This window comes from Alteromonas halophila, from assembly GCF_014651815.1.
Lineage (GTDB): Bacteria > Pseudomonadota > Gammaproteobacteria > Enterobacterales > Alteromonadaceae > Alteromonas > Alteromonas halophila.
In genome coordinates this window covers 98,008-123,486 of sequence record NZ_BMXP01000001.1, presented here as the reverse complement: position 1 = coordinate 123,486, position 25,479 = coordinate 98,008, and the positions used below count along the sequence as shown (strand labels likewise).

At 51.9% G+C, this 25,479-nt stretch carries 19 protein-coding genes; 6 read left to right on the top strand and 13 right to left on the bottom strand.

The features are described from left to right. Window positions 1–144: 144 nt before the first annotated feature. Entirely contained in the window at window positions 145–1,389 is a 1,245-nt protein-coding gene (locus tag IE054_RS00575; RefSeq protein ID WP_189403147.1) for a hypothetical protein, read from the top strand. Between the two features lie 113 nt (window positions 1,390–1,502). Here the strand turns inward: IE054_RS00575 and IE054_RS00570 are convergent, their stop codons facing one another. Beyond that, complete coding sequence (locus IE054_RS00570; protein WP_189403146.1) at window positions 1,503–2,615, bottom strand: transporter substrate-binding domain-containing protein; 1,113 nt, start codon at window positions 2,613–2,615, stop codon at window positions 1,503–1,505. Window positions 2,616–2,765: 150 nt separating this feature from the next. Here IE054_RS00570 and smrA point away from each other — a divergent pair, with 150 nt between their 5' ends. Beyond that, window positions 2,766–3,356: a DNA endonuclease SmrA gene (smrA, locus tag IE054_RS00565; RefSeq protein ID WP_189403145.1), complete on the top strand. Its 591-nt coding sequence runs from the start codon at window positions 2,766–2,768 to the stop codon at window positions 3,354–3,356. A 337-nt stretch (window positions 3,357–3,693) separates the two neighbouring features. On the opposite strand, the gene purL is transcribed toward smrA, so the two are convergent. Further along, a complete protein-coding gene (gene purL / locus IE054_RS00560) occupies window positions 3,694–7,587 on the bottom strand; it encodes a phosphoribosylformylglycinamidine synthase (RefSeq protein WP_189403144.1) in 3,894 nt (1,297 codons plus the stop codon). 145 nt (window positions 7,588–7,732) lie between these two features. Between purL and mltF the strand changes: the two genes are divergently transcribed. Both mltF and IE054_RS00550 read left to right on the top strand, forming a co-directional pair. Next, the gene (gene mltF / locus IE054_RS00555; RefSeq protein WP_229804955.1) at window positions 7,733–9,130 is read left to right on the top strand and encodes a membrane-bound lytic murein transglycosylase MltF; all 1,398 of its coding nucleotides are present in this window, start codon (window positions 7,733–7,735) and stop codon (window positions 9,128–9,130) included. 116 nt (window positions 9,131–9,246) lie between these two features. Beyond that, window positions 9,247–9,399 (top strand): hypothetical protein, encoded by a 153-nt coding sequence (locus IE054_RS00550; protein ID WP_189403143.1) that lies wholly within the window; start codon window positions 9,247–9,249, stop codon window positions 9,397–9,399. Here IE054_RS00550 and tadA read toward each other — a convergent pair. Further along, window positions 9,374–9,901, bottom strand: coding sequence for a tRNA adenosine(34) deaminase TadA (gene tadA / locus IE054_RS00545; protein ID WP_189403142.1), 528 nt, complete (start codon window positions 9,899–9,901; stop codon window positions 9,374–9,376). The genes IE054_RS00550 and tadA overlap by 26 nt on opposite strands. A 248-nt stretch (window positions 9,902–10,149) precedes the next feature. On the opposite strand from tadA, the gene IE054_RS00540 reads away from it, so the two are divergent. Further along, entirely contained in the window at window positions 10,150–10,374 is a 225-nt protein-coding gene (locus IE054_RS00540; RefSeq protein WP_189403141.1) for a hypothetical protein, read from the top strand. Between the two features lie 14 nt (window positions 10,375–10,388). Here IE054_RS00540 and IE054_RS00535 read toward each other — a convergent pair whose 3' ends face one another. Then, window positions 10,389–12,359, bottom strand: a complete 1,971-nt coding sequence (locus tag IE054_RS00535; RefSeq protein ID WP_189403140.1) for a monovalent cation:proton antiporter family protein — start codon at window positions 12,357–12,359, stop codon at window positions 10,389–10,391. Window positions 12,360–12,621: 262 nt separating this feature from the next. Here IE054_RS00535 and IE054_RS00530 point away from each other — a divergent pair, with 262 nt between their 5' ends. After that, window positions 12,622–13,428 (top strand): GGDEF domain-containing protein, encoded by an 807-nt coding sequence (locus IE054_RS00530; protein WP_229804954.1) that lies wholly within the window; start codon window positions 12,622–12,624, stop codon window positions 13,426–13,428. A gap of 75 nt (window positions 13,429–13,503) precedes the next feature. On the opposite strand, the gene tilS is transcribed toward IE054_RS00530, so the two are convergent. The 9 genes from tilS to bamA form a co-directional block, all read right to left on the bottom strand. Beyond that, window positions 13,504–14,823 (bottom strand): tRNA lysidine(34) synthetase TilS, encoded by a 1,320-nt coding sequence (tilS, locus tag IE054_RS00525; protein WP_189403138.1) that lies wholly within the window; start codon window positions 14,821–14,823, stop codon window positions 13,504–13,506. 9 nt (window positions 14,824–14,832) lie between these two features. Then, window positions 14,833–15,789, bottom strand: coding sequence for an acetyl-CoA carboxylase carboxyl transferase subunit alpha (gene accA / locus IE054_RS00520; RefSeq protein ID WP_189403137.1), 957 nt, complete (start codon window positions 15,787–15,789; stop codon window positions 14,833–14,835). Between the two features lie 43 nt (window positions 15,790–15,832). After that, window positions 15,833–19,297 (bottom strand): DNA polymerase III subunit alpha, encoded by a 3,465-nt coding sequence (dnaE, locus tag IE054_RS00515; RefSeq protein WP_189403136.1) that lies wholly within the window; start codon window positions 19,295–19,297, stop codon window positions 15,833–15,835. Further along, window positions 19,297–19,887 (bottom strand): ribonuclease HII, encoded by a 591-nt coding sequence (gene rnhB, locus IE054_RS00510; protein ID WP_189403135.1) that lies wholly within the window; start codon window positions 19,885–19,887, stop codon window positions 19,297–19,299. The genes dnaE and rnhB overlap by 1 nt, the downstream gene beginning before the upstream one ends. After that, complete coding sequence (gene lpxB, locus IE054_RS00505) at window positions 19,880–21,031, bottom strand: lipid-A-disaccharide synthase (RefSeq protein WP_189403134.1); 1,152 nt, start codon at window positions 21,029–21,031, stop codon at window positions 19,880–19,882. The genes rnhB and lpxB overlap by 8 nt, the downstream gene beginning before the upstream one ends. Window position 21,032: 1 nt before the next feature. Then, a complete protein-coding gene (gene lpxA / locus IE054_RS00500) occupies window positions 21,033–21,803 on the bottom strand; it encodes an acyl-ACP--UDP-N-acetylglucosamine O-acyltransferase (protein WP_189403133.1) in 771 nt (256 codons plus the stop codon). 1 nt (window position 21,804) lies between these two features. Continuing rightward, window positions 21,805–22,254 carry a 3-hydroxyacyl-ACP dehydratase FabZ gene (gene fabZ / locus IE054_RS00495; RefSeq protein ID WP_189403132.1) on the bottom strand — a complete coding sequence of 150 codons (450 nt, stop codon included), beginning with the start codon at window positions 22,252–22,254 and terminating at the stop codon, window positions 21,805–21,807. Between the two features lie 178 nt (window positions 22,255–22,432). Next, window positions 22,433–22,948, bottom strand: a complete 516-nt coding sequence (locus IE054_RS00490) for an OmpH/Skp family outer membrane protein (protein ID WP_189403131.1) — start codon at window positions 22,946–22,948, stop codon at window positions 22,433–22,435. Between the two features lie 50 nt (window positions 22,949–22,998). Then, the gene (gene bamA, locus IE054_RS00485) at window positions 22,999–25,476 is read right to left on the bottom strand and encodes an outer membrane protein assembly factor BamA (protein ID WP_189403130.1); all 2,478 of its coding nucleotides are present in this window, start codon (window positions 25,474–25,476) and stop codon (window positions 22,999–23,001) included. Window positions 25,477–25,479: the final 3 nt, after the last annotated feature.

The window sequence follows — 25,479 nt, the reverse complement described above, 5'->3', positions numbered from 1 at the left end:
TGGCTTCTACACAGGATGTGTACAATCTGCACTTGCGCAGTGTTGGTTTGCGTATACCTTGCTCTCCCGTTTTCTGCTATTGCATGGCATACGTGCACTCTACTGATTCCTTTCAGTATTAACCAACTGTAGCAAGAGAACATAATGAAGAAAAAAGTAATCCTTTCTATGAGTATAGCCGCTGCCCTACTTGGTGGTTGCGGCTCAACACCTCCTACGCCTGAAGAGCAGGCCATGATGAACAAGATGCAGCAGGCGCTGTTGGGGAAAGTCCAGGAAATGGGTGGCGCACAAGCACTGCTTGGTCGCCAGGTAACGCAGCAACAGGCTCCAGCTCCGCAGCGTGCGCCAGAACCTACACTTTCCGAAGCAGATTTGCTCGCTAAAAAAAACACCATTGATGCCACCGGCGGCCCCGCCATTTTCTTTAGAAAGAAAGACGGGATCTCAATCAACGGTGAAATTTTTAACGACTTTGAAGGCAGTGTAGCGAACTTCGGCGGCAACAAACTGACCGGCGAATTCACCTATGCAATAAAAAACTTCGACGGCTCTTTTAACCTCAAATACCATATGGCAAATTCGGCTGAGGCGCCGATAAAGATTGCCACCGTAAAAAAACGGGGGGAGCAATTTGAGGTCCGCACTGTAACCGGCAAAACGTTCACCGCCAACGCGGTAATCCCTACATCAGATGGATTTATCGCCGGACGCAAAGGTTCAGCCTTTCGCTATGTCATTGGAGACAACAGCGTAAAATCTATCACCCTGCTGGATGGCTATCATATTGCCAAATATCAGAATGGCGACGCAGCGTCGACTGGTTACATACTGCTCGAAAAAGACGCCCGGGCTGAAGGCGACCAGGTCGGTGGGCTTATGGCCTCATTTACCAATCTTGGAAACACGCTGGGCCTTAACAAAGTAGACCATTACGTGCTGGTTAATCTGGACAAGGCAAAGCCGGTGCCACTTGATGTCAATATTCAGGGCAAAACAATCGCCGAACATTCAAACTGTAAGCGCCAGAACGACTTTATCAATAAATGCGACGACGTCGACTTTAAAGAGTCGCTTTATACCAAACTGGGGTTACGCAACAATAGTCACTATTACTGGTCGATTAGCTGGGTAAATACACCTCAGGGGCCGCTTGCATTTTACCGGACTTCTACCAAAGTCAAAGTGGTAGATATCGCAAACGAACAAGTGCACACACTCTTTTCGCGTACCCTTGGAGTGAACCACTTTGAGTTGACTGAACACCGCGATGGTAAAATATCCATTAAAGCAAAGTTAGGCTTCAGTGATGAAAACATCGACGATGTTGCCAGCTTCATTCAAAATAACACCACCGATATCGAGCCTATCCAGACTCTGGGCTCGTAACCAGAGCAGGTCAATAAAGTAACGCGCCCGAAGCCGGGCGCGGCACACTCAACACCCTACTATGAATGAATAACTACCTCGCGTAGGGTAAAGTCACCAGCAAGATCAGCTGTTTACTTCCCTAAATACTCGTTAAGCACCTCTTCCCAGTCATCACGTTCAATAACCCGTAATAACGAGGTATTTATACGTTCACGCAACGGGCTGTTTTCGGGCAATGCGATGGCATAGTCCTGACGTTCAATAATTTCTGGCAATACTTCCACATCGTCGTCAAAGTCGCGCTTGATGTAGAACTGCATAATGGGCTTGTCATAAACGAAGGCGTCAAGTTTGCCTTTTTTAAGTTGCTTCAAGCCTTCACTGACCGAACTTACCTTATTGTAGCTAATGTCTTCTTTGTCCAGGAAAATAGCACTGGCTGAATTGGCCAGCGTTGCTACCCGCACGTCGGGCAGATCATCGACGCCCTGCACGTCGGTCTCAAGCTGGCTCACCGTCAGGCTGGTCGCAATGGCAGCGGTAAAACTACTGATGATAATAATCGCCGCGAACATCCAGATAAACCCGATAATACGCCCGCCCAGCGTGACCGGGGCCTTATCGCCATAACCAACGGTCGTCATAGTAACGGCAGCCCACCAGAAGCTTGAACCAAGACCTTTCGCTGGCGTACCGCCAAACATCTCCGCGTTGCGTTTACGTTCAAAGACCCACAGCAGCGCGCCAACGGCAAACAACAGCAGACAGAGGCCAGACAGGGCTACGAAAAATTCCCATGAAAAGAACCCGGATATGGCGGCCGTCAGCTTATCCTGTCGGCTGGGTACGGCAATCGCCAGTCCGGTCGTATAAAACGGGTGGGAAAAGTCGATGCGCGCCTCACGTTCGGCGTTAACGGTCAACGCCGCCACCGAGGCATCCAGTTGCCCCCCTTCGGTGTCTGCTATCAGGCTGTCCAGCTCACTCTCAGTGAACTGATATTCAAGACCCGCATCGTCTGCAATTCGCCGCCACAACTCAATGCTTATCCCCTCCAGCTCACCGCTGTCACTTTTAAGCACAAACGGTGGCGCAACCTTTGTACCAACCTGCAGAGATTGTTGCTGTTGTGCAGAAACCTGTTGCGATACCAAACCAAAACAGAATAATGCCGCTATAAATAATGGTACCCGCACTGCGCGCGAATGGACGCGGTTTCGAACGATGGAATTAATAAAATACATAAAGCTTTCCCTTGAGCATTTTTTTAACTCTAACAAACTTTTCGACAGACGGAATGAAAAGACGTTAATTAGCTTGTACTTCAGAGACACGCTCTACGCTTGATATACTGCAATAAATGACAATTTACACTGCGCTTGATGAGGTGATGTATGAATAATGCCGACAGAAACTCTGATTTGGACTCGTTTTACGCAGAAATGGGGGATGTGAAGCCGATCGGCGGTGACGATAAGGTGAGTCTTCACAATCCGACGGCAAAACTGGCTGAAAAAAGTAAGCGCGCAGCGCTGATGGCCTCAATCAGTAAAAAGAAATACAACCCGTTGAGTATGGAAGGCGTTGTGCCTGTACAGCCGGATGACTTCATGACTTATCAAAAGCCTGGCATTCAGGACGGGGTTTACAAAAACCTTCGCCAGGGCAAGTATGACATTGAGTTTCGTCTGTCGTTAAAAGGGCTGACGGTAGAACAGAGCCGTGACGCGTTTTATGACAGCATCGCAAAATGCCATGCGCGGGGTGTCAGAATGCTATTGGTGCAGCATGGCCGTGGCTATGACAGTAAGCCGTATCCAGGTCTGAAGAAAAGCTACGTGAAACACTGGCTGTTACAGCTTCATGAAGTCATTGCCTTTCATTCGGCACAGCCACACCATGGCGGCCTGGGTGCCACCTACGTACTTTTGAAAAAACATCCGGAGCAGAAGTTAATCAACCGCGAAAAAAACCGTCGCGGCTAACGCCTATCTGATCCAGGTTAGCGCGAGTTGACTATATTGTAATAAGACTGCGTTTCATTTTCTGCTGACTTTGCAGAAGAACTGAACACAGCTGTGACGAACATCAGTGCAACGGCTACCGCTACACCTGCGAGGCCAAACCCTTTACTGGAACGATTCATCGTCGTCTCTTGTTATCTTCACAGCCGCACCACAATGACCGACTGTTAGAATGGTGAATCTAACATCCTGTAAACTCAAAACATTCCATTGCACTCACTAATGTAAGTCAGTTACAGAAAGATGACAAGGTGTCTGGTTATGTTTTTGACACCCTGTCACGTTTTTGACATACCTATTAGTCGACAAATACGCGCGCATTACGGAACAAGCGCATCCAGGCCCCGTCTTCCTGCCACTCCTGTGGATACCATGAATTGGCTACCGCCCGGAATACCCTTTCCGGGTGCGGCATCATAATGGTACTGCGGCCATCTTCAGAAGTCAGACCGGTGATCCCTTCAGGTGAACCATTTGGGTTTGCGGGGTACCGTGAGGCTACGTTTCCATAGTTGTCGATATAGCGCAGCGCAACCTGACGCCCCTGCTTGAGGGTCGCGAATGAATCCGCCTTTGCAAACTCCGCCTGCCCCTCGCCGTGCGAGACGGCAATCGGCATACGTGATCCCGCCATGCCCTCAAACATCACGGAAGCAGACTGCTGTACCTCGACCATCGCGACCCGCGCTTCAAAACGTGCAGACTGGTTGGCAACGAAATGCGGCCAGTGAGCCGTTCCGGGGATCAGACTCTTGAGATTCGACAGCATCTGGCAGCCATTACACACCCCAAAGCTGAAGGTGTCATTGCGGTTAAAAAAGGCTTCAAACTGATCCCGTGCCTGCGCATTAAATAAGATAGATTTTGCCCAGCCTTCTCCGGCCCCTAACACGTCACCGTAAGAAAATCCGCCGCAGGCCGCCAGCCCTTTGAAGCCATCCAGCGCGACGCGACCTGCCAGAATATCGCTCATATGTACGTCAATCGCATTGAAGCCAGCACGTGTAAACGCCGCGGCCATCTCCAGATGCGAGTTAACACCCTGCTCACGTAAAATTGCAACTGAAGGGCGCACGCCCGTGGCAATATACGGCGCGGCAACATCCTCATTCACGTCATAAGACAGAGCCGCATGCAGGCCCGGATCATTGACATCTTTTTTCGCGTCATGTTCCTGCTGTGCGCAGTCTGGATTATCGCGCAATGTCTGCATGTGATGGGTGGTTTCCGCCCACATCAGGCGAAGGTTAACGCGACTTTCCTGGTAAAGTGTCTGGCCGCCGTGCTCAACACACAGGGTGTCACTGTTATTCAGCGTACCGATGTCGTGAACCAGCTCTCCAAGCCCGGCCTCATTAAATACCGCACGCACCGCGCTAAGATCCGCATCGCGCACCTGTATCACACCACCAAGCTCTTCGTTAAACAACACTGACAGGCTATCCCCTGTCAGGTCATCAAGGTTCAGTGACACGCCGGTTTTGCCGGCAAACGCCATTTCAGTCACCGTGGTAAATAAACCACCATCTGAACGGTCGTGATAAGCCAGTACTTTTTTATCTGCTATCAGTGTCTGCATAGTATCGAAATAGGCCGCCAGTGTGTCGGCGTTATCTACATCAGCGGGGCTGTCACCTAATTGTGAAAATACCTGCGCCAGACAACTGCCGCCTAAGCGGTTCTGTCCCGCGCCCAGATCGATTAACAGCAGGCGCGTTGCGTCTTCCTCAGTATTTAACTGCGGGGTGACGGTCTTGCGAATATCGGTGACGGCACCGAATGCCGAGATCACCAGCGACAGCGGCGCGGTCACTGCCTTTTTCTCATCACCGTCCTGCCACGCTGTTTTCATCGACATTGAGTCTTTACCCACCGGAATGGTCAGTCCCAGTGCCGGACATAATTCTTCACCTACAGCTTTTACTGCCTCATACAGTCCGGCATCTTCACCGGGGTGCCCGGCTGCCGCCATCCAGTTCGCAGACAGCTTGATCCGCTTTCTGTCACCAATATGCGCGGCAGCGATATTGGTCAGTGCCTCACCGACCGCCATCCGCGCTGATGCCGCATAAGATAACAGTGCGACCGGCGTGCGCTCGCCCATGGCCATCGCTTCGCCGTGATAGGTATCAAACGCCGAGGCTGTCACAGCCACATCCGCCACCGGCACCTGCCAGGGACCCACCATCTGGTCGCGACTCACCAGTCCGGTCACTGAACGGTCGCCAATAGTAATAAGAAATGTTTTCTCTGCCACCGTTGGCAGTCGTAATACGCGCGACACGGCATCTTCAAGTGCAATACCCATGTGGTCAAAGGCTTCGCTGCTGCACTGCGCTGTGGCTACGTCGCGGTGCATTTTCGGTGGCTTGCCCAGCAATACATCCAGCGGCATATCGATAGGCGTGTTATTAAATTTGTCATCGCTCAGGGTCAGATGTGGCGCTTCGGTTGCATCGCCGACAATGGCATACGGTGCCCGTTCACGCTGACAAATTGCCTCGAACACTGCCAGGTTGTCATCAGACACTGACAACACATAGCGCTCCTGTGACTCATTACACCACAATTCAAGCGGCGTCATGCCAGGTTCGTCAGACAACACTTTGCGCAAATCGAAGTTGCCACCACGGCCTCCGTCGCTGACCAGTTCAGGCAGCGCATTCGACAGACCACCGGCCCCGACATCATGAATGAACTGAATAGGGTTAGCGTCGCCCAGTTGCCAGCAGGCATCAATCACTTCCTGACAACGGCGTTCCATTTCCGGGTTTTCACGCTGCACCGAGGCAAAGTCCAGATCTTCGTTAGACTGGCCCGATGCCATTGACGAGGCCGCGCCACCGCCAAGACCAATATTCATGGCCGGGCCGCCCAGTACAATCAGTTTCGCGCCAACCGTAATTTCACCCTTTTCAATGTGCGACTGGCGAATATTACCAAGCCCGCCCGCAATCATGATGGGCTTATGATACCCACGAACTTCCTCACCGTTGAAGCTGTTCACCTGCTGTTCGTAGGTACGGAAATAGCCCAGCAGATTAGGCCGGCCAAACTCATTATTAAACGCCGCACCACCTAAAGGCCCCTCAAGCATGATATCCAGTGCGCTGACAATGCGCTGAGGTTTGCCATAGTCGGTCTCCCAGGGCTGCTGTGCACCGGGAATACGCAGATTAGACACACTAAACCCCACCAGTCCGGCTTTGGGTTTAGAACCACGACCGGTGGCTCCTTCATCGCGGATCTCACCGCCAGATCCCGTGGCTGCGCCTGGGAAGGGGGAGATAGCGGTTGGATGATTGTGGGTTTCTACCTTCATCAGAATGGCAATGTCTTCGTGATGAAAATCGTAGCGATGAGACTGTGGCTCAGGAAAGAAACGCCCTGCCGGCCAGCCTTCCATGACCGCGGCATTATCTTTGTACGCCGAGAAAACATGCTCAGGATGTGTCTCATGCGTATTTTTTATCATTTTAAACAATGACTTGGGCTGCTTGACGCCGTCAATGGTCCAGTCGGCATTAAAAATTTTATGGCGGCAGTGCTCTGAGTTTGCCTGCGCAAACATGTACAGCTCGACGTCGTTAGGATTGCGTCCCAGCCGTGTGAAATTTTCATGTAAATAATCAATTTCATCGTCGGCCAGCGCCAGCCCCAGCGTCTGATTTGCCTCAACCAGCGCCTGTTTGCCACTGCCCAGAATATCTACCGATGCATAGGTCTGCGGTTCGGCCTGGGCAAACAGCACCCCGGCATCCTCCAGTGTACCAAACACCGTCTGTGTCATTTTATCGTGCAGCGCGTCGCGAACCTGACGGGCCTGCTCATCATTCAGGCTGGTGTCTGTTTCGATATAAAATGCGGTACCACGCTCTATGCGGTGGATCATGGTTAATCCGCAATTGTGGGCAATGTCGGTGGCTTTGGAAGACCAGGGAGAAATGGTGCCCGGGCGGGGCGTCACAAAAAACAGTTTTCCGTCCGGCGCCTGGCTCTGACGGCCCGGCCCGTAAGTCAGCAGTTGGTCCAGTACCTGATGCTGACTATCACTGAGTGTCGCGTCAGTATCAACCAGGTGAACAAATTCACTGTAGAGCCGTTTAACACTGATGCCGGATTGACCCAGCCTGTTAATCAGTTTAGTTTGATGAAAATCGGACAGAGCGGGAGCGCCTCGAAGGACCAACATAGTGCGTTACCTGATTGTTTGTGACGGACGCCGCGAATAGCAATCGACCGCCGGAATTTGACGAGTGTTTGCGCGCGGATTATAGAGGAATTCGACTGCGTTGATAACCGTCAGCAAGCGTTTAGGACGGATTTTTTACGGTTTGGTGAAGAATATAACTTTATTAACTTTGGTTCAGCCTTTCTGTCATCGCTCCCTGCGACTGGGCGTGCTGGTTCTTTGTATATCAGTGCTGTTTAGTTGCTATTCCCCTTCTGGGCAAAACGCACTGGCCGAGCTCAGTGAGCGTGGTGTACTGAAAGTTGGCACGCTGTACGGTTCAACTACCTATTATAACGGCCCCGCCGGCCCCATGGGCTTTGAGTACGAACTGCTTGAAAACTTTGCTGACTATCTGGGTGTCGAGTTGCAGGTTTACCCCTTTTTCTCCTACCAGAGTGCCAGACAGCACTTAATTGAAGGGGAACTGGACATCATTGCAACCGGTGATGTCATTGATTACAACGACACCAGTCTGTTCGACTACGGGCCAGCCTATCAGCGGGTTGATCAGCACCTGGTTTTTCGCAATGGCACGGCCAACCCGGACACATTAGAAGAGATAGACGCACCAATGGTCGTGGTATCCGGCAGCAGTCAGGCTGCGCTACTGCAGTCACGACTGGGCGCGCCTGATCAGCAGCGCTGGTATGCCACGGATGACAAGGATGCCGAGGAACTGCTTCAGAGAGTCGCCGACGGCGAGCTCGATTATACACTTGCAGACTCTAACCGCATTGCCCTGCAACGCCGCCGTTTCCCTCAGTTGCTCGTCGGTAAAACACTGCGCGCAGACGAGCCGGTTGCCTGGGCGGTCCGGCCGCAGCGCGATGATTCTATTCGCGCAGCCATGGTGGCGTTTTTTGGTCAGGCCCGTGAAGCAGGCTTATTCAGTATACTGGAAGACAAGTATTTCGGGCACGTGCGTCAGTTCGACTTTGTCGATACCCGCGCCTTTATCAGTGCCATTAACAGCGTACTGCCTGCATACCGGCCGTGGTTTAAAGAGTACGCTGGCGACCTGGACTGGCGTCTTGTCGCCGCGATGAGCTATCAGGAGAGCCACTGGAAGCCCAATGCCACATCGCCCACCGGTGTCAGGGGAATGATGATGCTGACCCGCGATACGGCGAAAGACTGGGACGTGGCAAACCGGACCGATCCCCAGGAGAGTATACGCGGCGGCGCACAGTACTTTGCCAGCCTGAAAAGCCGGATCCCGGCCCGCATTGATGATCCGGACCGGACCTGGATGGCGCTGGCTGCGTACAACATAGGGCTTGGCCATTTGGAAGATGCCCGAGTACTGACGCAACGTCAGGGTGGCAACCCTGATCTCTGGGTTGATGTGAAACGCCGCCTGCCGCAACTGCGACAGAAGAAGTATTACCGCCAGACAAAATTCGGCTTTGCCCGTGGTGACGAGGCGCGTCAGTATGTCGAAAACATTCGTCGCTATTACGACACGCTGGTCTGGATGGATGAAAACCGGACGTCGTCTTAATCGTTACCTGCACGTCCAGCCGGCCACTTGAAAAGTGTCATTTCACCTTCATATTACTGATCTACCATGATGGTGGCGCCGTAACCTATCGGCTAAATAAAAAACAGGAGGTGTCAATGAAGAGAAACCGTTTTGTAAACCGTGGTACGCGACTGAAAAACAACAATCGTCGCCGACTGATGCTAAAGCGTGCGCATCAGAAAGTGCTTAAGCGCCGTAAACTGTTTATCAATGATGAACTGTTTACTGATCTGGCGCGGGCTTCATAACCGCATTTCTGGCCTGTTTCGCCGCTTTTATTTCTTCCCGTCTTCGCTTAAAAAATGCAGACAGCTGCTCGGCGCACGCCGTAGCCAGTACCCCCCCGGTGACCTTTAACTGATGATTTAACTCTGGATGTGCAGTCAGGTTCATAACCGAGCCTGCCGCACCGGTTTTGTTATCAAACGCACCAAACACTACCCGACTGACCCGGCTATGCACCAGCAACCCCGCACACATCGGGCACGGCTCCAGCGTTACGTACAGCGTGCTGTCAATAACCCGATAATTTTCCCGAAAACGCGCAGCCGCCCTGACCGCGTTCATTTCTGCATGGGCAGAGGGATCATGACTGGTAATGGGCGTATTCCAGCCCTCACCCAGCACCTGACCGGTGTTATCCACAATTACCGCGCCAACCGGCACTTCCCCTAATTGCTCGGCACGGGTTGCCAGAGACATCGCGTGCCGGATCCATTTTTCATCCTGCTGGTGATGACCGTCGTGCATTGGTTAAATTGACTACCTTTTTCGTTAATTTCACTAAAACGGAAACGCGTGTTTTGCCCGAGGTTTTATAAATAACCTTGTATTTCAGTGTCTTAAAATTTTGGCAAACGCCTTGCTGAATACTACCAGAGCGTGGCGGTGCAGATATCTGGTGATGAGCGAGCAGTTTTTTGGTAAATCACCAGACAAACCGAACGAATCGTCATAGACTATCAAAATAAATGTTAACTGAGGGAATTATCGTGAACATGACTGCAATTGCAATAGTGGCAATTATTGGCTGGGTTATAGTAACAATTGTTGAATCCCGTAAGGATAAGAACAAAGGTATGGCGAAAAAGGACCGCGCCGCGCTGGAGGCTGAAATTGCCACGCTTAAAGATCGGGTAGCGACCCTTGAAAAAATTGTCACCGACGATGGCTATGATCTGAAAAAGCAGTTTGCCGACCTGGAAAAAGACAAGGTCGCCTAGATCGACGCGGGATACTATCCCCCTTCCAGCAAGAATCGTTCGGCGCGTTCAACGCGCCGCGGCTTTCCGGCAATCACTAATACATCACCCGACTGCAATGTGGCCGTTTTATCAGGATTGGGCACTTCTGTACCATCCCGCCGCAGCCCCCGTAACTTCACTCTTAACCGCTTCCATTCAAGTTCGGCCAGCGATTTACCGATACAGGCAGCATGGCTGTTCAACACCACTGCATGAATAAATTCCAGTTTGTCTTCGGTTCCGTAGCTTATCTCCGTGGTCTCGCCGGGATAAAAGCCGTGAAGGTGGTCGTAGCGTCCTTTGCGCTCTGCCCTGACCCGTTTAAGAATGCGGGACATCGGTACACCGGCATAATGCAGCACCTGGGAAATCAGCATCAGACTGCCTTCCTGTAACTCCGGTACCACTTGCGTGGCTCCGGCCTGATACAGGGCCTCTAACTGATAATCCCGCTTAGTTCGCACCATTACTTCGGTAGCCTCGGTAAGCTGCCGGGTTGCACTGATAACCTGCGCAGCCCGATCCGGCTGATCGAAGGTGACCAGTACCAGCTTGGCACGGGTCACACCGGCACCGGTCAGCACATCACGCTGGCTGGCATCGCCAAACAGCACAGGCTCGCCGGCATTGTGACTTTCATGAACCCGCACCGGATCGCTGTCGATAGCAATAAACGGAATGCCTTCCATCTTCAGCATCCGTGCAACAGACTGCCCGACCCGGCCAAATCCGGCAATCAACACATGATCCTGCATTTCCTGATGGGCTTTGGCATTGAGCATCTCGGCATCCAGCTGTTTTGCGCCCACCAGCCACTTAGCAAGCGTCAGACTGCGGGTAATCAGAAACGGCGTGAGCGCCATACTGATAACGCCCATACTCACCAACACCGTAGACTGCTCAGAACTCAGCACACCATGCGTGGTTGCCAGCGCAGCGATAACAAAACTAAACTCACCTATCTGACATAACTTTATACCTGCCGACCAGCCATCTACGGGGTCACACCGGAACATGCCCGCAGCAAAACGTACAATGACGACTTTCACCACCATCAGTGCGACTACGCCAAGGGTGATCCACAGGCCGCTGTTCAGCAGCACGTTTAAGTCCAGTTGCATGCCTACGGTGACAAAAAACAGGCCCATCAGAATATCTCTGAACGGGCGAATATCAGCTTCCAGCTGATATCGATACTGACTTTCGCCCAGCATCATGCCGGCCAGAAACGCGCCTAAGGCCATCGACAGTCCAAACGCGTAGGTCAGTCCGGCAGCAAGCAAGGCAATAAGAATGGTGGTTAGTACAAATAGTTCATCAGTGCGGCTTTTGGCGACTTCACGAAAGACCCAGGGCAGCACCCACTTCCCTACCGACAGCAAGAGCGCCACGACAAACACGCCTTTAAGAAGAGATTCGGTGAGTACTTTCACAACACTGAAATCGCCGTCTTTGCTCAACAGCGGGATAGCGATAAGAAAGGGCACCACCGCCAGGTCCTGGAACAGCAGTACACTGACGGCCAGTTGTGAACGCCGGTTATTGAGCAGGCCCATTTCCGTTACCTGCTTTATCACAATCGCTGTCGAGCTAAGCGCCAGCATGCCACCCACAATAATAGCGGCATCCAGCTCAATCCCCACTGCATAGGCAATAACACTGAATAGCGAGGTAGTGACGATCATTTGCCCCGCGCCGACCCCAAACACCAGCGAGCGCATCGCCATTAACTTTGGTAAAGAAAACTCAAGCCCAAGGGAAAATAGCAGAAACACAATGCCAATTTCTGCCAGTAAATGCATTTGCTCGGGGTGTGCAAATAACGTCAAAACCTGTGGCCCGGCCAGAATTCCCGCGAACAGATAGGCGAGGATGGGAGGCAGGTGCAGGCGGCGAAAACTCGCCACACATAAAACTGCCAGAAACATCAGCACGACAATGTTAACGAACCCACTTCCTAACATTCGGTCTCCCAATGGCAAAATTGCACAGGCAAATCAGTGCTTATCAAAAAGGCACAGATTTTGCTCATCTGAACCAACGTGTCGTGGCCACTTCTCGCTGTCACTAAATTGACAGTATGAAGCGTTACACGGCAATGCAAGCAGAGCTTATAGGGGCATCACCGTGGATTTTTCTACTACTATCTACGATAGCACAGCACAGCACAATTTTTACTCATCGCCGGCAACGAACACGCCAGTCTCTGCAGAGCAGGTCTGTGCAATGATGACTCAACTACTGTCGACACTGGTGATCCCTGAACTGACGCTCGCCTACTACCAGCATATGACGCGACTGTTCCCTATTGCCAGTCTTGATCTTCGTGATTACGATCCTGCCCTGCGGTTCGGACAAAAAGCCGCCGTCGGCAGTGTCTGTATTGAACTGGTTCTGCCAGCTTCCTGCCAGAACAACGATTGTGAAACTCGCCATGCGTACTACACGTTTTTTCAGCCTCTGGACGGCGAACAATATGGCTGGCTGTTACAGGTACATCAGTTGTTTTGCCAGCAGTTCAGTAATGCTTTGGAATACAACCGGGTCACCCATATGGCCACCAAAGATACGCTAACTGAACTCGGTAACCGTAACGGATTTGATGAGGCACTGATGCGATTAATAGGTCGCAGCCAGCGCCATCAGCAGCCTTTTGCGCTGTTGATCATGGATCTGGACAACTTTAAAACAGTTAACGACACGCGTGGCCACAGCGAAGGTGACAAGGTATTGATCAATGTCGCACAACTCATACGCCAGTCTTTACGCCATGAAGATGAAGCTTTCCGGTTTGGCGGGGACGAGTTCTGTTGCCTGATGGACTGCCAGACCAGCGATCAGCTTGCCGCAGCCGCTGACCGTTTACAGGCGCTGGTGAGAGACTCTGCCTACCTGAGAAACCATGCTATATCCTGCAGCCTTGGCGGTGCGCTTTATCGCGAGGGCGATGATTTCATCACCCTGTTTGACCGCGCCGACCAGGCTTTGTATCAGGCCAAACACGCCGGAAAAAACACCTACCAGGCGGCATAAATTGCCGGTCCGGGGCAAGGATCGGCCCCCTGATTATCCCGCATATTTACGTAGCACGTCCGCCTTACCTGCGTCTTACGTCCGTGCCCGGCGAATGAGTTGTACCTGGCCGGTAAAGTCCGCCAACCGATAATCGGCAGTGGGAGTGAGCACCGCCACGGGCGTTTTATCACAAAATAACACGGTCACGCCCGGACGCTCCCAGGCAGGAATTTTCCATGCTTTGACCCACTGTTTCAGCGGCTTGGAAAAGCCTTTACCCTCAGGGGTTACCCGAATAGCGGGCATACCGGCCTGCAGGGACCATGCGCATGCAGCCAGAGATGGGTCAGTAACAGATACGGTCAGCTCGCAGTCAAGCCAGTCCAAAGGTACGCCCGTGCCTGGCACCACAGACACTGTCGTTCGCGGAGGCGCCACCTGCGGCCCAACCACATACAGGGCACCATCGAAGCGACGAATCTGATGCGCCCCCAGTGTAACAGCCGGTTGGGCATCCTGCCGGGCGTCGCACATCGACAGTACCTGTTCAAGCTGCGCGTAACTTGGCATTGCGATGTCATGCTGCATCAGCCAGACCCGGACAATAGCGCGTTGCCAGAGCACGGGCTGTTCACGCAAGCACGGCAGGCTCAGGCTATTCTGTGTGCCCGTCATACACTTAAGTCGCGCCCGGGCTTCCTCGTCTATCATTGCGTCCTGCTCGGCGCACAGGCGGGCACTGCGCGCCACTGTCTGAGGTAACTGTGGCCAGCGCGCGGTCAGTGCCGGGATGATCTGATGGCGCAGAAAATTACGATCATACTGCGTATCCTGATTCGACTCATCGTCAATCCAGTTAAACCCACGCTCACGCACTGCGGCTTCGATATCGCTGCGCTCCAGTGTCAGCATGGGCCGTAGTACAGCTATCCCCTGGCGACGCTGTAATTCCCCCATTCCGGCAAGACCGCGCGGGCCGGCACCCCGTTTCAACTGTAACAGTACCGTTTCCAGTTGGTCCTGCAGGTGGTGACCAAGCAGCAACATTCCCTGATGCTGATGGCAATAATCAATAAGCACACGATAACGAGCCTCTCTGGCCTCGGCTTCAAGGCTGGTACGGGAGGAGACGTTAATGCTGACCTGTTCTGTGTAAAAAGGGACCTGCAGCGTATTACAGAGCGACTGACAGTGTGTCAGCCAGCTATCGGCATTAGGACTCAGGCCATGGTGCACGTGAACAGCGCTGAGACGGGCCTCTGTGTTCTGACATAACAGGTGGGTGGCAAGTAGCAAGAGCGTGGAGTCAAGCCCGCCACTTAATGCCACAACAAAGTGACACTCGCGGGCTTGATGCGGTGCAGACAGCCGTTTCAGGTTTTCGATGGTGTGAGTTAAGGCAGCCAGTTCCACATGCAATGCTTAGCAATAACCAAAGCGCATCAGGCGGTCATAACGCTCTTTCATCAGCTTAGAGGTATCCAGCGACTGAAGCTGACTGAGTTGCTGTTTAAGCGTCGCTTTCAGGTTGGCAGCCATGCCACCATGATCACGATGCGCCCCGCCCAGGGGTTCATCAATGATTGCGTTAATCAGTCCTAGCTCTTTAATTTTAGGAGCACTGACGCCCATCGCTTCTGCGGCAAGCGGTGCTTTCTCTGCACTTTTCCACAAAATAGAGGCGCAGCCTTCCGGAGAAATGACAGAATAGGTGGAATACTGCAGCATGTTCACGCGATCACCAACACCAATCGCCAGTGCACCGCCCGAGCCACCTTCACCGATCACTGTACAGATAATAGGTACTTTCAGCTCGGCCATTTCAAACAGGTTACGGGCGATAGCTTCACTCTGGCCACGCTCTTCTGCGCCCACACCCGGGTACGCCCCTGGGGTATCGATGAGGGTAATTATCGGCAGATTAAAACGCTCAGCCATTTTCATCAGCCGCAGTGCCTTGCGGTAGCCCTCAGGTTTCGGCATACCGAAGTTTCGGCGCACTTTTTCATAGGTATCACGACCTTTCTGGTGCCCGATGAGCATTACCGGAATATCATCCAGCATCGCCGGGCCACCAACAATCGCCTTATCATCGGCATAAGCACGATCACCGGCCAGCTCATCAAACGCCGTAAACACCTGCCCAACGTAGTCAAGGGTGTAGGGCCGCATGGGATGACGCGCGAGTTGAGACACCTGCCACGCACCAAGATCGGAAAAGATCTTTTTGGTTAACTCGGCACTTTTACTGCGCAGGCGATTGACCTCTTCTTCAATACCGACATCAAAATCGCCGCCTTTATTGACCAGCCGCAGCTCTTCTATTTTTGCTTCTAATTCGGCAATTGGCTGTTCAAAATCCAAAAACTGTATATTCATTCTGTGTCCTATTCCTACTGCGCCCGTCACGATGGCCTGTGATCTAATGGTATATCAGACTGACTGCCTGTTCGCCCATTTGCTGCTTTAAGTCATGCAGCAGTTGATCTTCAGGTGTGACGTACCACCTTGCGCCACAAGTGAGCGTCACTTCGGCGTCCGGATGTATAACCTGTAGCTGTACCGGTGTGCTGCCGCCATTGTAAGCCTGCAGTACCGATGTCAGCGATGACAGCATGCGATTATCACACTGTTGTGTATCCAGTTGTATGGCTAGCGCCCGGGCGTTCTTTTGACGCGCCTGAACGATATCCATGACGTCGCGGGCGGTGATTGTATTGCCCCCGGCGTAATCATCAAAGCTGACCTGTCCACGGATTAATAAAATTCTGTCCGGCTCGAGCACACTTTCAAACTGCTCGTACGCGTCCGGAAAAAATCGTACATCCATGCGCGCACTCTTATCATCCAGTGTCACAATTGCCCAGCGACGACCGCGCTTATTGGTCATCACTCTGACCCCAAGCACCAGACCCACGGCACTGGCCGGGTTATCTTTGCTGGTCGGCTTCAAGTCGACCAGCCGGCCATCGGCGTAATGACTGATTTCCTCAGCATACTGGTTTATCGGGTGACCGGTCAGATACAGCCCCAGGGTATCTTTTTCCCCTTCCAGCCATACCTTTTCAGACCACTGCGGTACTTCGGCAAAAGCCTGTTCAACGTCTTCAGGCTCTGTGGTTAACAGCCCAAACATATCAGACTGCCCGTATGACTCGGCCTTGGCATGCTGCCCTGCCGCGGCAATCGCTTCAGGCAATGTTGCCATTAATGCTGCCCGGTGTGGGCCCAGGTTATCCATGGCACCCGCAAGCACCAGCTTTTCCAGTACCCGTTTGTTTACGCGTTTGACGTCAACTTTAGCACAAAAATCAAACAAGTCTGTAAATTTGCCCTGGTTTTCGCGGGCTTCAATAATCGCTTCTATGGGACCTTCGCCCACCCCTTTGATGGCACCAATACCATATACGATACGGCCCGCTTCATCGACCGTAAATTTATAGCGGCCGGTATTCAGATCCGGTGGCATGATAGTCAGCCCCATGCGCGCACATTCATCCACCAGGGTGACAATCTTATCGGTATTGTCCATGTCAGCGGACATTACCGCCGCCATAAACTCGGCAGGATAATGCGCTTTTAGCCACAGCGTCTGGTAAGAGACCAGTGCATACGCGGCAGAGTGAGATTTGTTAAAGCCATAACCTGCGAATTTCTCTACCAGGTCAAAGATCTTCATCGCCAGGTCAGGGTCGATATTATTTGCCTTCGATCCTTCGGCAAACACCGCGCGCTGCTTCTCCATTTCTTCCGGCTTTTTCTTACCCATCGCCCGGCGCAACAAATCAGCACCGCCCAGTGAGTAGCCGGCCATTTCCTGGGCAATCTGCATCACCTGCTCCTGATACAGGATAATGCCATAGGTGGGCTCAAGAATTTCTTTCAGACACTCATGCTGATAATCCGCATCCGGGTACGAGATCTCTTCGCGGCCATGCTTGCGATCAATGAAGTTCTCTACCATGCCTGATTGCAGTGGTCCCGGTCTGAACAACGCTACCAGTGCGATAATATCTTCAAAACAATCCGGACGAAGTCGCTTAATAAGTTCCTTCATGCCCCGGGATTCAAGCTGGAATACGGCTGTTGTCTCGGCCTTTTGCAGCATCTTAAACGAGGTTCGGTCTTCCAGCGGGATCGCAGTGATATCGATCTCGGTTCCTTTACCCTCGCGGATCATATCGATGGCCCACTGAATAATGGTCAGGGTTCGCAGACCGAGGAAGTCAAACTTAACCAGGCCTGCGGTTTCCACATCGTTTTTATCAAACTGGGTAACCGGGTTATTCCCTTCCTCATCGCAATACAGGGGCGCAAAATCAGTAATAGTGGTTGGCGCAATCACCACGCCCCCGGCGTGTTTACCGGCATTCCGGGTAACCCCTTCAAGAATACGCGCCATGTCGATAAGATCTTTGACTTCTTCATCCTGATCGTACAACTCCGGTAGCCGCGGCTCTGCTTCAAACGCTTTACCCAGCGTCATGCCCGGGTCCGGCGGGATCAGTTTGGAAATCCGATCGACAAAGCCATAAGGATGCCCAAGCACCCGTCCGACATCCCGCACCACGGCTTTCGCCGCCATTGTCCCGAAGGTAATGATCTGCGAGACCGCCTGACGACCGTACAGCTCGGCAACGTGGTCAATCACCTCGTCGCGCCGATCCATACAGAAATCAACGTCAAAGTCAGGCATTGAGACCCGTTCCGGATTCAGGAAGCGCTCAAACAGCAGGTCGAATTCGAGTGGATCCAGATCAGTGATTTTAAGCGCATAGGCGACCAGTGAACCGGCTCCGGAGCCCCTGCCCGGTCCGACCGGAATGCCGTTATCCTTACTCCACTGGATAAATTCCATAACAATCAGGAAGTAGCCCGGAAACCCCATTTGGTTGATGACCTGCAGCTCGATTTTCAGGCGCTCATCATAGGCACCACGCTTTTCGTTACGTTCCTGTTCATCAGGAAACAGAAAGTTAAGCCGCTCTTCCAGACCCTCTTCTGAGACCTTTACCAGAAAATCCTCGGTCGTCATGCCACCAGTAGGAAATTGCGGCAGAAAATATTCGCCTAAGCGCACAGTGACATTGCAGCGCTTAGCAATTTCTATTGTATTTTCAAGCGCTTCCGGAATATCGCTGAACAGCTCCGCCATTTCCTCGCTACTGCGCAGATACTGTTGCTGGCTGTAACGTTTCGGGCGACGGGTGTCCTCAAGGGTGTAACCATCGTGAATACACACCCGTATTTCGTGCGCGTCATAGCCTTCAGGCTCAATAAAGCAGACTTCATTGGTCGCCACGACCGGCAGATCACGATGCTCGGCAAGCTCTACAGCATGGTGAAGGTAGTCTTCTTCACCGGGTCGCCCCGTGCGGGTCAGTTCAAGGTAAAAACGATCGGCAAAATGCTGCTGATAAAAGGCCAGCGCATCGTCAATAAGACGCCCGTTATTTTTCATCAGGCCGACACCCACATCGCCGTGCATACCGCCTGACAGCACAATAATGCCGTCACTGTGTTCGCTGAGCCAGGCCTGGTCAATCACTGGCCGGTGAGCGATATACCCGCGTAAATAGGCTTTAGAGATTAACACCGTAATATTGTTATAGCCGGTATTATCCATGGCCAGTAAGGTCAGTCTGAACGGCTCCTCGCCAAATGCTTCATTGGTGACCCAGAAGTCAGTACCGATAATGGGTTTAATGCCAAGCGCATGTGCTTCAGAATAATACTTAACCAGGCCGCACATGTTCATCTGGTCGGTGATCCCCACCGCCGGCATGTTAAGTTCTGCTACTTTGTTAAGAATCGGTTTGACCTTATTCAGGCCATCCATCATAGAAAAGTCACTGTGAACCCGAAGGTGAATAAACGACGATGACATCAGCGGGAGAACTCATTTTCAGCAGCGGCCAGTCTGGCCTGCACGGGTTTAAAACTTTTACGATAACACGGCAACACCCCGTGTTCAGCCAAAGCGGCAAAATGGGCTTTGGTCGGATAGCCTTTATGGCCAGCGAAGCCGTACTCGGGATGGGCCGCGTCCAGGCTTAGCATGTCTGCATCCCGGGTAACTTTGGCCAGAATAGACGCCGCCGAAATTTCTGCAAACAGCGAATCGCCTTTCACGACGGTCTGAGTTTCATAGGTCCATTGCGGTGCCCGGTTACCGTCGACCCGCACCAGTGTCGGCGCTACGGTAAGCTGGTCGACCGCGCGTTGCATGGCCAGCATAGTGGCATGCAGAATATTTATCTCATCAATTTCCGCAGGCGTCGCCCGGCCGATGGCCCAGCATAGTGCTGAGGCTTTAATTTGTGCAGCCAGTGCCTCGCGGCGACGTGCTGTGAGTTTTTTTGAATCTGTCAGCCCTTCAACTGGATGAGCCGGATCAAGGATCACCGCCGCAGTGACAACATCCCCCACCAGCGGACCACGTCCAACTTCATCCACTCCGGCAATATAGTCAGGCATTCAGCTCCTCCAGTACGGCATCAGCCGCGCATTTGTCCGCATCGCATTTTAGGGTGTGATGCAGGTCGGTAAAGCGGGCAATCAGCGCCGCATTATCCTGGGTAAAATAAGGCAACAAGGTACTGGCCAGCGTGTCGGGGTTAACCGCTTCCTGTAACAGCTCAGGCACAATTTCTTCGTCCGCCAGCAGATTGGGCAGCGAAAAATAGTCAGGTTTATATAACCGTTGCATAATGCGGTAGGTCAGTGGCGAAAGCAGATAAGCTGCCACCATGGGCCTTTTGCATAACATTGCTTCCAGTGTAGCTGTGCCAGATGCCAGTAAGATCACATCACTGGCTATCATGGCCTCACGGGAATGCCCGTCTAGCACATGCACATCGGATGACGACATTGCGTCTGATGCCGCCAGCATACCGGTGATTTCGTTTTTGCGCTGCGCATTCACCGCCGGTATCACAAACTGACACCCGGGGAGCGCAGCACGCACCTTATCCATAGTCTTGGCAAAAATCGGCAACAGACTTTCTACTTCCCGACGACGCGAGCCCGGCAGGACTGCCAGCACAGGTGCGTTGTGTTCTAAACCAAGTGTATTGCGCGCCGAGGTTTTATCCGGTTGCAGGGCAATGGTATCTGCCATGGTGTGGCCGACAAAAGTGTAAGGTACCTGATGCTTGTCATATACCTCACGCTCAAAGGGGAAAATACCCAGCACGCGATTCGCTGCACGCGCAATTTTATGGATTCTTTTTTCTCGCCAGGCCCAGATTGTCGGGCTGACATAGTGGACGGTGTGAATACCACGCGCTTTTAACGCCGCTTCAATACGCAGATTAAAGTCTGGCGCATCCACCCCGATGAAGATATCCGGTGGATGGCTGGCAAAATGCGCCAGCAACTGACGCTTCACCCTGAGAATGGCAGGCAGATGTTTAAGTACCTCGACCAGGCCCATGACAGACAGGGTTTCCATATCAAACAACGTCCGGCAACCCGCTGCCTGCATATGTGGACCGCCGATCCCTTCAATAATTGCATCAGGGAGGCGCCGCTTGATTTCCTTTAACATGCCTGCAGCAAGTACATCGCCGGAAGGCTCACCGGCGACAACGCCTATACGAATCGGCTTGTGGGTGTGCATATCAGCGAATGATTCCGCGCTCAGCCTTTTCAAGAAACGCAGCCAGCAATCCTACTTCTTCATGTTCGGTTGCAGGCCCTTTTAGCTTCTCAATTGCCTCACCGAGGGTATTGCCTTCGCGATAGATAACTTTGTAGGCACGCTTGACCGCCATAATCGCTTCTTTTGAAAAACCGCGACGACGCAGGCCTTCGGCGTTGATGCCCTGAGGAACATGTTTGTGACCGCTAACCATAATAAATGGGGGCACATCGCGCAGAATAATTCCGCCGGCACCCAGAAATGCGTGTGCGCCGATTTTGCAGAACTGATGAATACCTACTGCTCCGCCTACAATTGCAAAATCATCAATCTGTACATGACCAGCAACCGCTACGTTGTTGGCGAGGATAATATCATTGCCCAGCATGCAGTCGTGGGCGACATGCGCATTGACCATCAGCAGATTGCGCGAACCAATTTGGGTTAACGCATTGTCCTGGACTGTGCCCCGGTGAACGGTTACGCCTTCCCTGAAAACATTATCATCACCGATTACCAGTTCTGTACGCTCCCCGGCATATTTTTTATCCTGACAGTCTTCACCAATTGAGGAAAACTGGTAGAACGTATTGTTCTTACCTATCCGGCTTGGGCCTCGGATAACAACATGTGAAGTCAGGCGGCAGTTATCGCCAATTTCGACATCGTCGTCAACGAAACAAAACGGACCAACTTCAACATTCTGGCCCAGTGTCGCGTTTTGTGAAATGACAGCGGTTGGATGGATCACGTTACGGCATCTCTCTCATTGCACACATAAACTCTGCGCAGCACACGTCATTATCATCGACTCTCGCTACGCCTCTGAACTTCCAGATCCCACGACGCTCCTTGACCAGTTCAACGTCCATCTCAAGCCTGTCACCAGGCACCACCGGCCGCTTAAAACGTGCACTGTCGATACCTGCAAATAAATATAGCTGGTCAGAGTTACCCATGGTCTTAAAGCCCAGCACGCCCGCGGCCTGTGCCATCGCTTCGAGTATCATCACGCCGGGGAAAATAGGCTGATCCGGAAAGTGCCCGGTAAAACAGGGTTCATTCACGGTGACATTTTTATAGGCTTTTATCGACTTCCCCAGCTCATACTCAGTGACACGATCGACCATTAAAAATGGATAACGGTGTGGAAGTAAGTCGAGGATTTCCTGAATATCGATAGCGTTGAGTGAATTGGACAAAAATAGTTCTCCTTTGCCGCTTCCCGAGCATGGCTCAGCCATCTGTGCGGGTTGTTAGGTTAATTGGCGGCAACCATACGCTTTTGCGCGTAAAAAACAAATCAGACCAACACCTTTCGGTGTTAGTCTGCTTTATTTTATCTTACCTTTGTATCATGCCGGGCTAACAATCAGGCGATTAGTTCGCCTTGTTGACCTGCTCCAGCACTTTTTCAGACATGTCGTAGTTTTCTTTTGCGAACGACACGGCGCCTGAAGTCAGTACCAGATCGTAGCCCTCGTCAGCCGCAACGGTGTCAATCGCCTGCTTGATAAGACCTAGCAACTTGTTTTGCTCTTCGTTTCTGCGCTGCTGGATTTCCTGCTGAAGAGGCTGCGCTTTTTTAGACAGTTCTTCACGAACACCCAGAATTTTCTGTTGCAGATCCTGCTTTTCCTGCTCGCTCATGGTCGCTGCATCACGCTGCAGACGCTCTGCATAGAACTGACCATCACGCTGAAGCTGATTGACTTCTTCAATGCGGTCCTTAAATTCCACCTGGATGCTGTTCTGAATTTCAGCAGCCTGGGGCATAGACTGGAAAACGCCCTGGACGTCGACTACGCCGATCTTTTGTTCTGCCATGGCCGATGTGCTCATCAGCGCGCTTCCTAACATTGCGGTTGCAATAAATTGTTTTACCAACTGTTTCAAAAGGAACTCCTTTGTACGTCTTATTGTCGGCGGGTTGCCTTGATTCAAATTTAGAATGTCTGCCCGATATTAAAGGTGAAGAACGCCGCATCATCGCCATCGCGTTTCTGAATGGCTTTGGAGAAACTAAACACCATCGGACCCATCGGTGAAATCCATTGTACAGAAAGACCTGCTGAACTACGATACTGCGTCCAGTCTGAATAGTCCAACAATCTGCCATATCGGGTATCAGGCTGATTAAACTGACTATAATAGTCGTAGTCAAATTCAGTGTCCCAGACGTTACCAACATCGATAAAGGCACTGGTCCGCACCGAATTACTCATTTCGTCTTCGACAAATGGGGTCGGCACAATAAGTTCCAGGCCGGCAAGCACCATCGCATTACCACCCAGACTGCGGCGAATAACCTGCAGCGAGTCTTTTGACGGATCGCCCGGATAACGCTCACCGTCCGGCCCGTTTATAACATTATTGGTGCTTAAGATAACACCACGCGGGCCTACCGTATTATTTTCGAAGCCCCGTAAGGTGTCAGAACCACCCGCGGTAAAGTTTTCGGTGAAAGGCAAAATCTGATCATCGCCGTTCACATCGCTGTAGCCGTTCCCATAGCCCATTCTCACACGTGCGAGTACTGACCATTTCTGATCCCGTGTCAGCGGGAAGTACCAGCGACCGTCAAACACGGTCTTAAAGTAGTTTACATCCGAGTTAGGCGTGGTGACGCTAAATGAAGCACGCTGGGTCGAACCGGCGGTGGGGAACACGCCCCGGTTAAGTGTACTGCGACTCCAGGCCACACTGGTTTCATAACTCTGGTATTTTACCGGCGCATCGGGATCGTTAACGTCAGCAAACTGGTTATAGAAACGCTGCGTTTGTTCATAATAGCCGCGATCGGTCAGTTCTACGTTCCGGTAAGTCAGACCAAAGTTAATCCGGTTAAACTCGTCAATCGGATAGCCAATGTTGGCACCGATAGAATACTGCGTAGAGTTATACCGCACTACGTTAAAGTCTGAGCCGTCAAACTCACTGTACCCAATTGAGCCACCCAGACTGATACCGTCAATGGTAAAGAAGGGGTCATTGTAGGTCAGTTGTACTGAACGCTGATACGACACCGTACTCAGGTTAATTCCCACCATTTTACCGGTGCCCAGAAAGTTATCCTGCTGGATCCCTGCCTGCAGACTCAGCTTGGTACGGTCACCATAACCGATACCGGCGTTAAAGGAGCCTGATGGCTGCTCTTTCACGTTGTAGTTAACGTCAACCTTGTCGTCTTCGCCGGGAATACGAACCGTCTCGAACTCCACTTCTTCCATGTAAGTCAGTCGCGACATTGCATTTTTCGACGACTCCAGCAGGTTGTTAGACAACCAGGCCCCTTCCATCTGGCTAACGTTCTGGCGCAGCACCCGATCAGAAGTTACAGAGTTACCGTTGAAGTTAATACGGCGAACATAAATTCGTTTACCGGGATCGACCGATAAGGTCAGCTTCACGGTCTTGTCTTCTTCATTAATATCCGGAACCGTCGTAACCGTTGGGTAGGCATAGCCAAACCGGCCCAGATACTTGCTGATAAATTCCTCGGTGTAAGTCACCTCAGCCTGATTATAAAGTTCACCCGGAGTCAGGGGCAGAACACGTTTTATATATTCTTCGTGTCCCAGCACATCGCCTACCAGCTCTACGTCAGAGATGGTGTACTGCTCACCTTCTTCAACATTAAGCGCAATGTAAATACCGGACTTCTCGGGTGTCATCGACACCTGTGTTGAATCGATTTTGAATTTAAGGTAGCCGCGATCCAGATAGTAGTTTCGGATCGTTTCCATATCCCCCTGCAGCGTTTGCCGCTGATAGCGCGTTTCCGACAGGAAGTCCCACCATGGGGTGTCATACTGCAGCTCAAAATTCTTTGTCAGTTCTTCGTCTGAGAAAATCTCGTTGCCGACAATATTTAACTGCTGAATTTCGGCTGCATCGCCCTCTTCAAACAATAATTTCAGATCTACCCGGTTTCGGGGCAGTGGCGTAATGATGGCAGTAACATCAGCATTGTATTTACCAATGCTGTAAAAGAAGTCCTTAAGGCCATTCTCAATGGACGTCAGCACGGTCTTGTCCAGCGGTTCACCGACACGCACACCATTTCCATCCAGGCTGCCCTGCAGCTGTTCATCTTTAATGTCGTCATTACCGTCAAAGATGATGTTACTGATGGTTGGGCGCTCTGTAACCTTAATTACCAGCGCATCGCCGTCACGCAATACTTCGATATTTTCAAAGTGCGTAGAGGAATACAGCGAACGAATAAGTTGAGCTACCCGGAAGTCATTCAGAGTGTCGCCAACCTGCACTGGCAGGTAAGTTAGTGCTGCACCCAGCGCCACGCGCTGCAGGCCTTCAACCCGAATATCTTCTACGACAAATTCACTGTCGGAATCGGCAGCATTAACCAAGCTAGCACTCGATAACATGACTCCGGCTGCTACTAATTGTTTTAACTTCATCTA

Coding starts and splice junctions, on each gene's coding strand:
- IE054_RS00535 (WP_189403140.1), bottom strand. CDS start 12,359: ATGTTAGGAAGTGGGTTCGTTAACATTGTCGTGCTGATGTTTCTGGCA.
- IE054_RS00530 (WP_229804954.1), top strand. CDS start 12,622: ATGATGACTCAACTACTGTCGACACTGGTGATCCCTGAACTGACGCTC.
- IE054_RS00575 (WP_189403147.1), top strand. CDS start 145: ATGAAGAAAAAAGTAATCCTTTCTATGAGTATAGCCGCTGCCCTACTT.
- dnaE (WP_189403136.1), bottom strand. CDS start 19,297: ATGTCATCGTCGTTTATTCACCTTCGGGTTCACAGTGACTTTTCTATG.
- IE054_RS00540 (WP_189403141.1), top strand. CDS start 10,150: ATGACTGCAATTGCAATAGTGGCAATTATTGGCTGGGTTATAGTAACA.
- rnhB (WP_189403135.1), bottom strand. CDS start 19,887: ATGCCTGACTATATTGCCGGAGTGGATGAAGTTGGACGTGGTCCGCTG.
- lpxB (WP_189403134.1), bottom strand. CDS start 21,031: ATGCACACCCACAAGCCGATTCGTATAGGCGTTGTCGCCGGTGAGCCT.
- accA (WP_189403137.1), bottom strand. CDS start 15,789: ATGAATATACAGTTTTTGGATTTTGAACAGCCAATTGCCGAATTAGAA.
- IE054_RS00550 (WP_189403143.1), top strand. CDS start 9,247: ATGAAGAGAAACCGTTTTGTAAACCGTGGTACGCGACTGAAAAACAAC.
- IE054_RS00570 (WP_189403146.1), bottom strand. CDS start 2,615: ATGTATTTTATTAATTCCATCGTTCGAAACCGCGTCCATTCGCGCGCA.
- tadA (WP_189403142.1), bottom strand. CDS start 9,901: ATGCACGACGGTCATCACCAGCAGGATGAAAAATGGATCCGGCACGCG.
- purL (WP_189403144.1), bottom strand. CDS start 7,587: ATGTTGGTCCTTCGAGGCGCTCCCGCTCTGTCCGATTTTCATCAAACT.
- bamA (WP_189403130.1), bottom strand. CDS start 25,476: ATGAAGTTAAAACAATTAGTAGCAGCCGGAGTCATGTTATCGAGTGCT.
- smrA (WP_189403145.1), top strand. CDS start 2,766: ATGAATAATGCCGACAGAAACTCTGATTTGGACTCGTTTTACGCAGAA.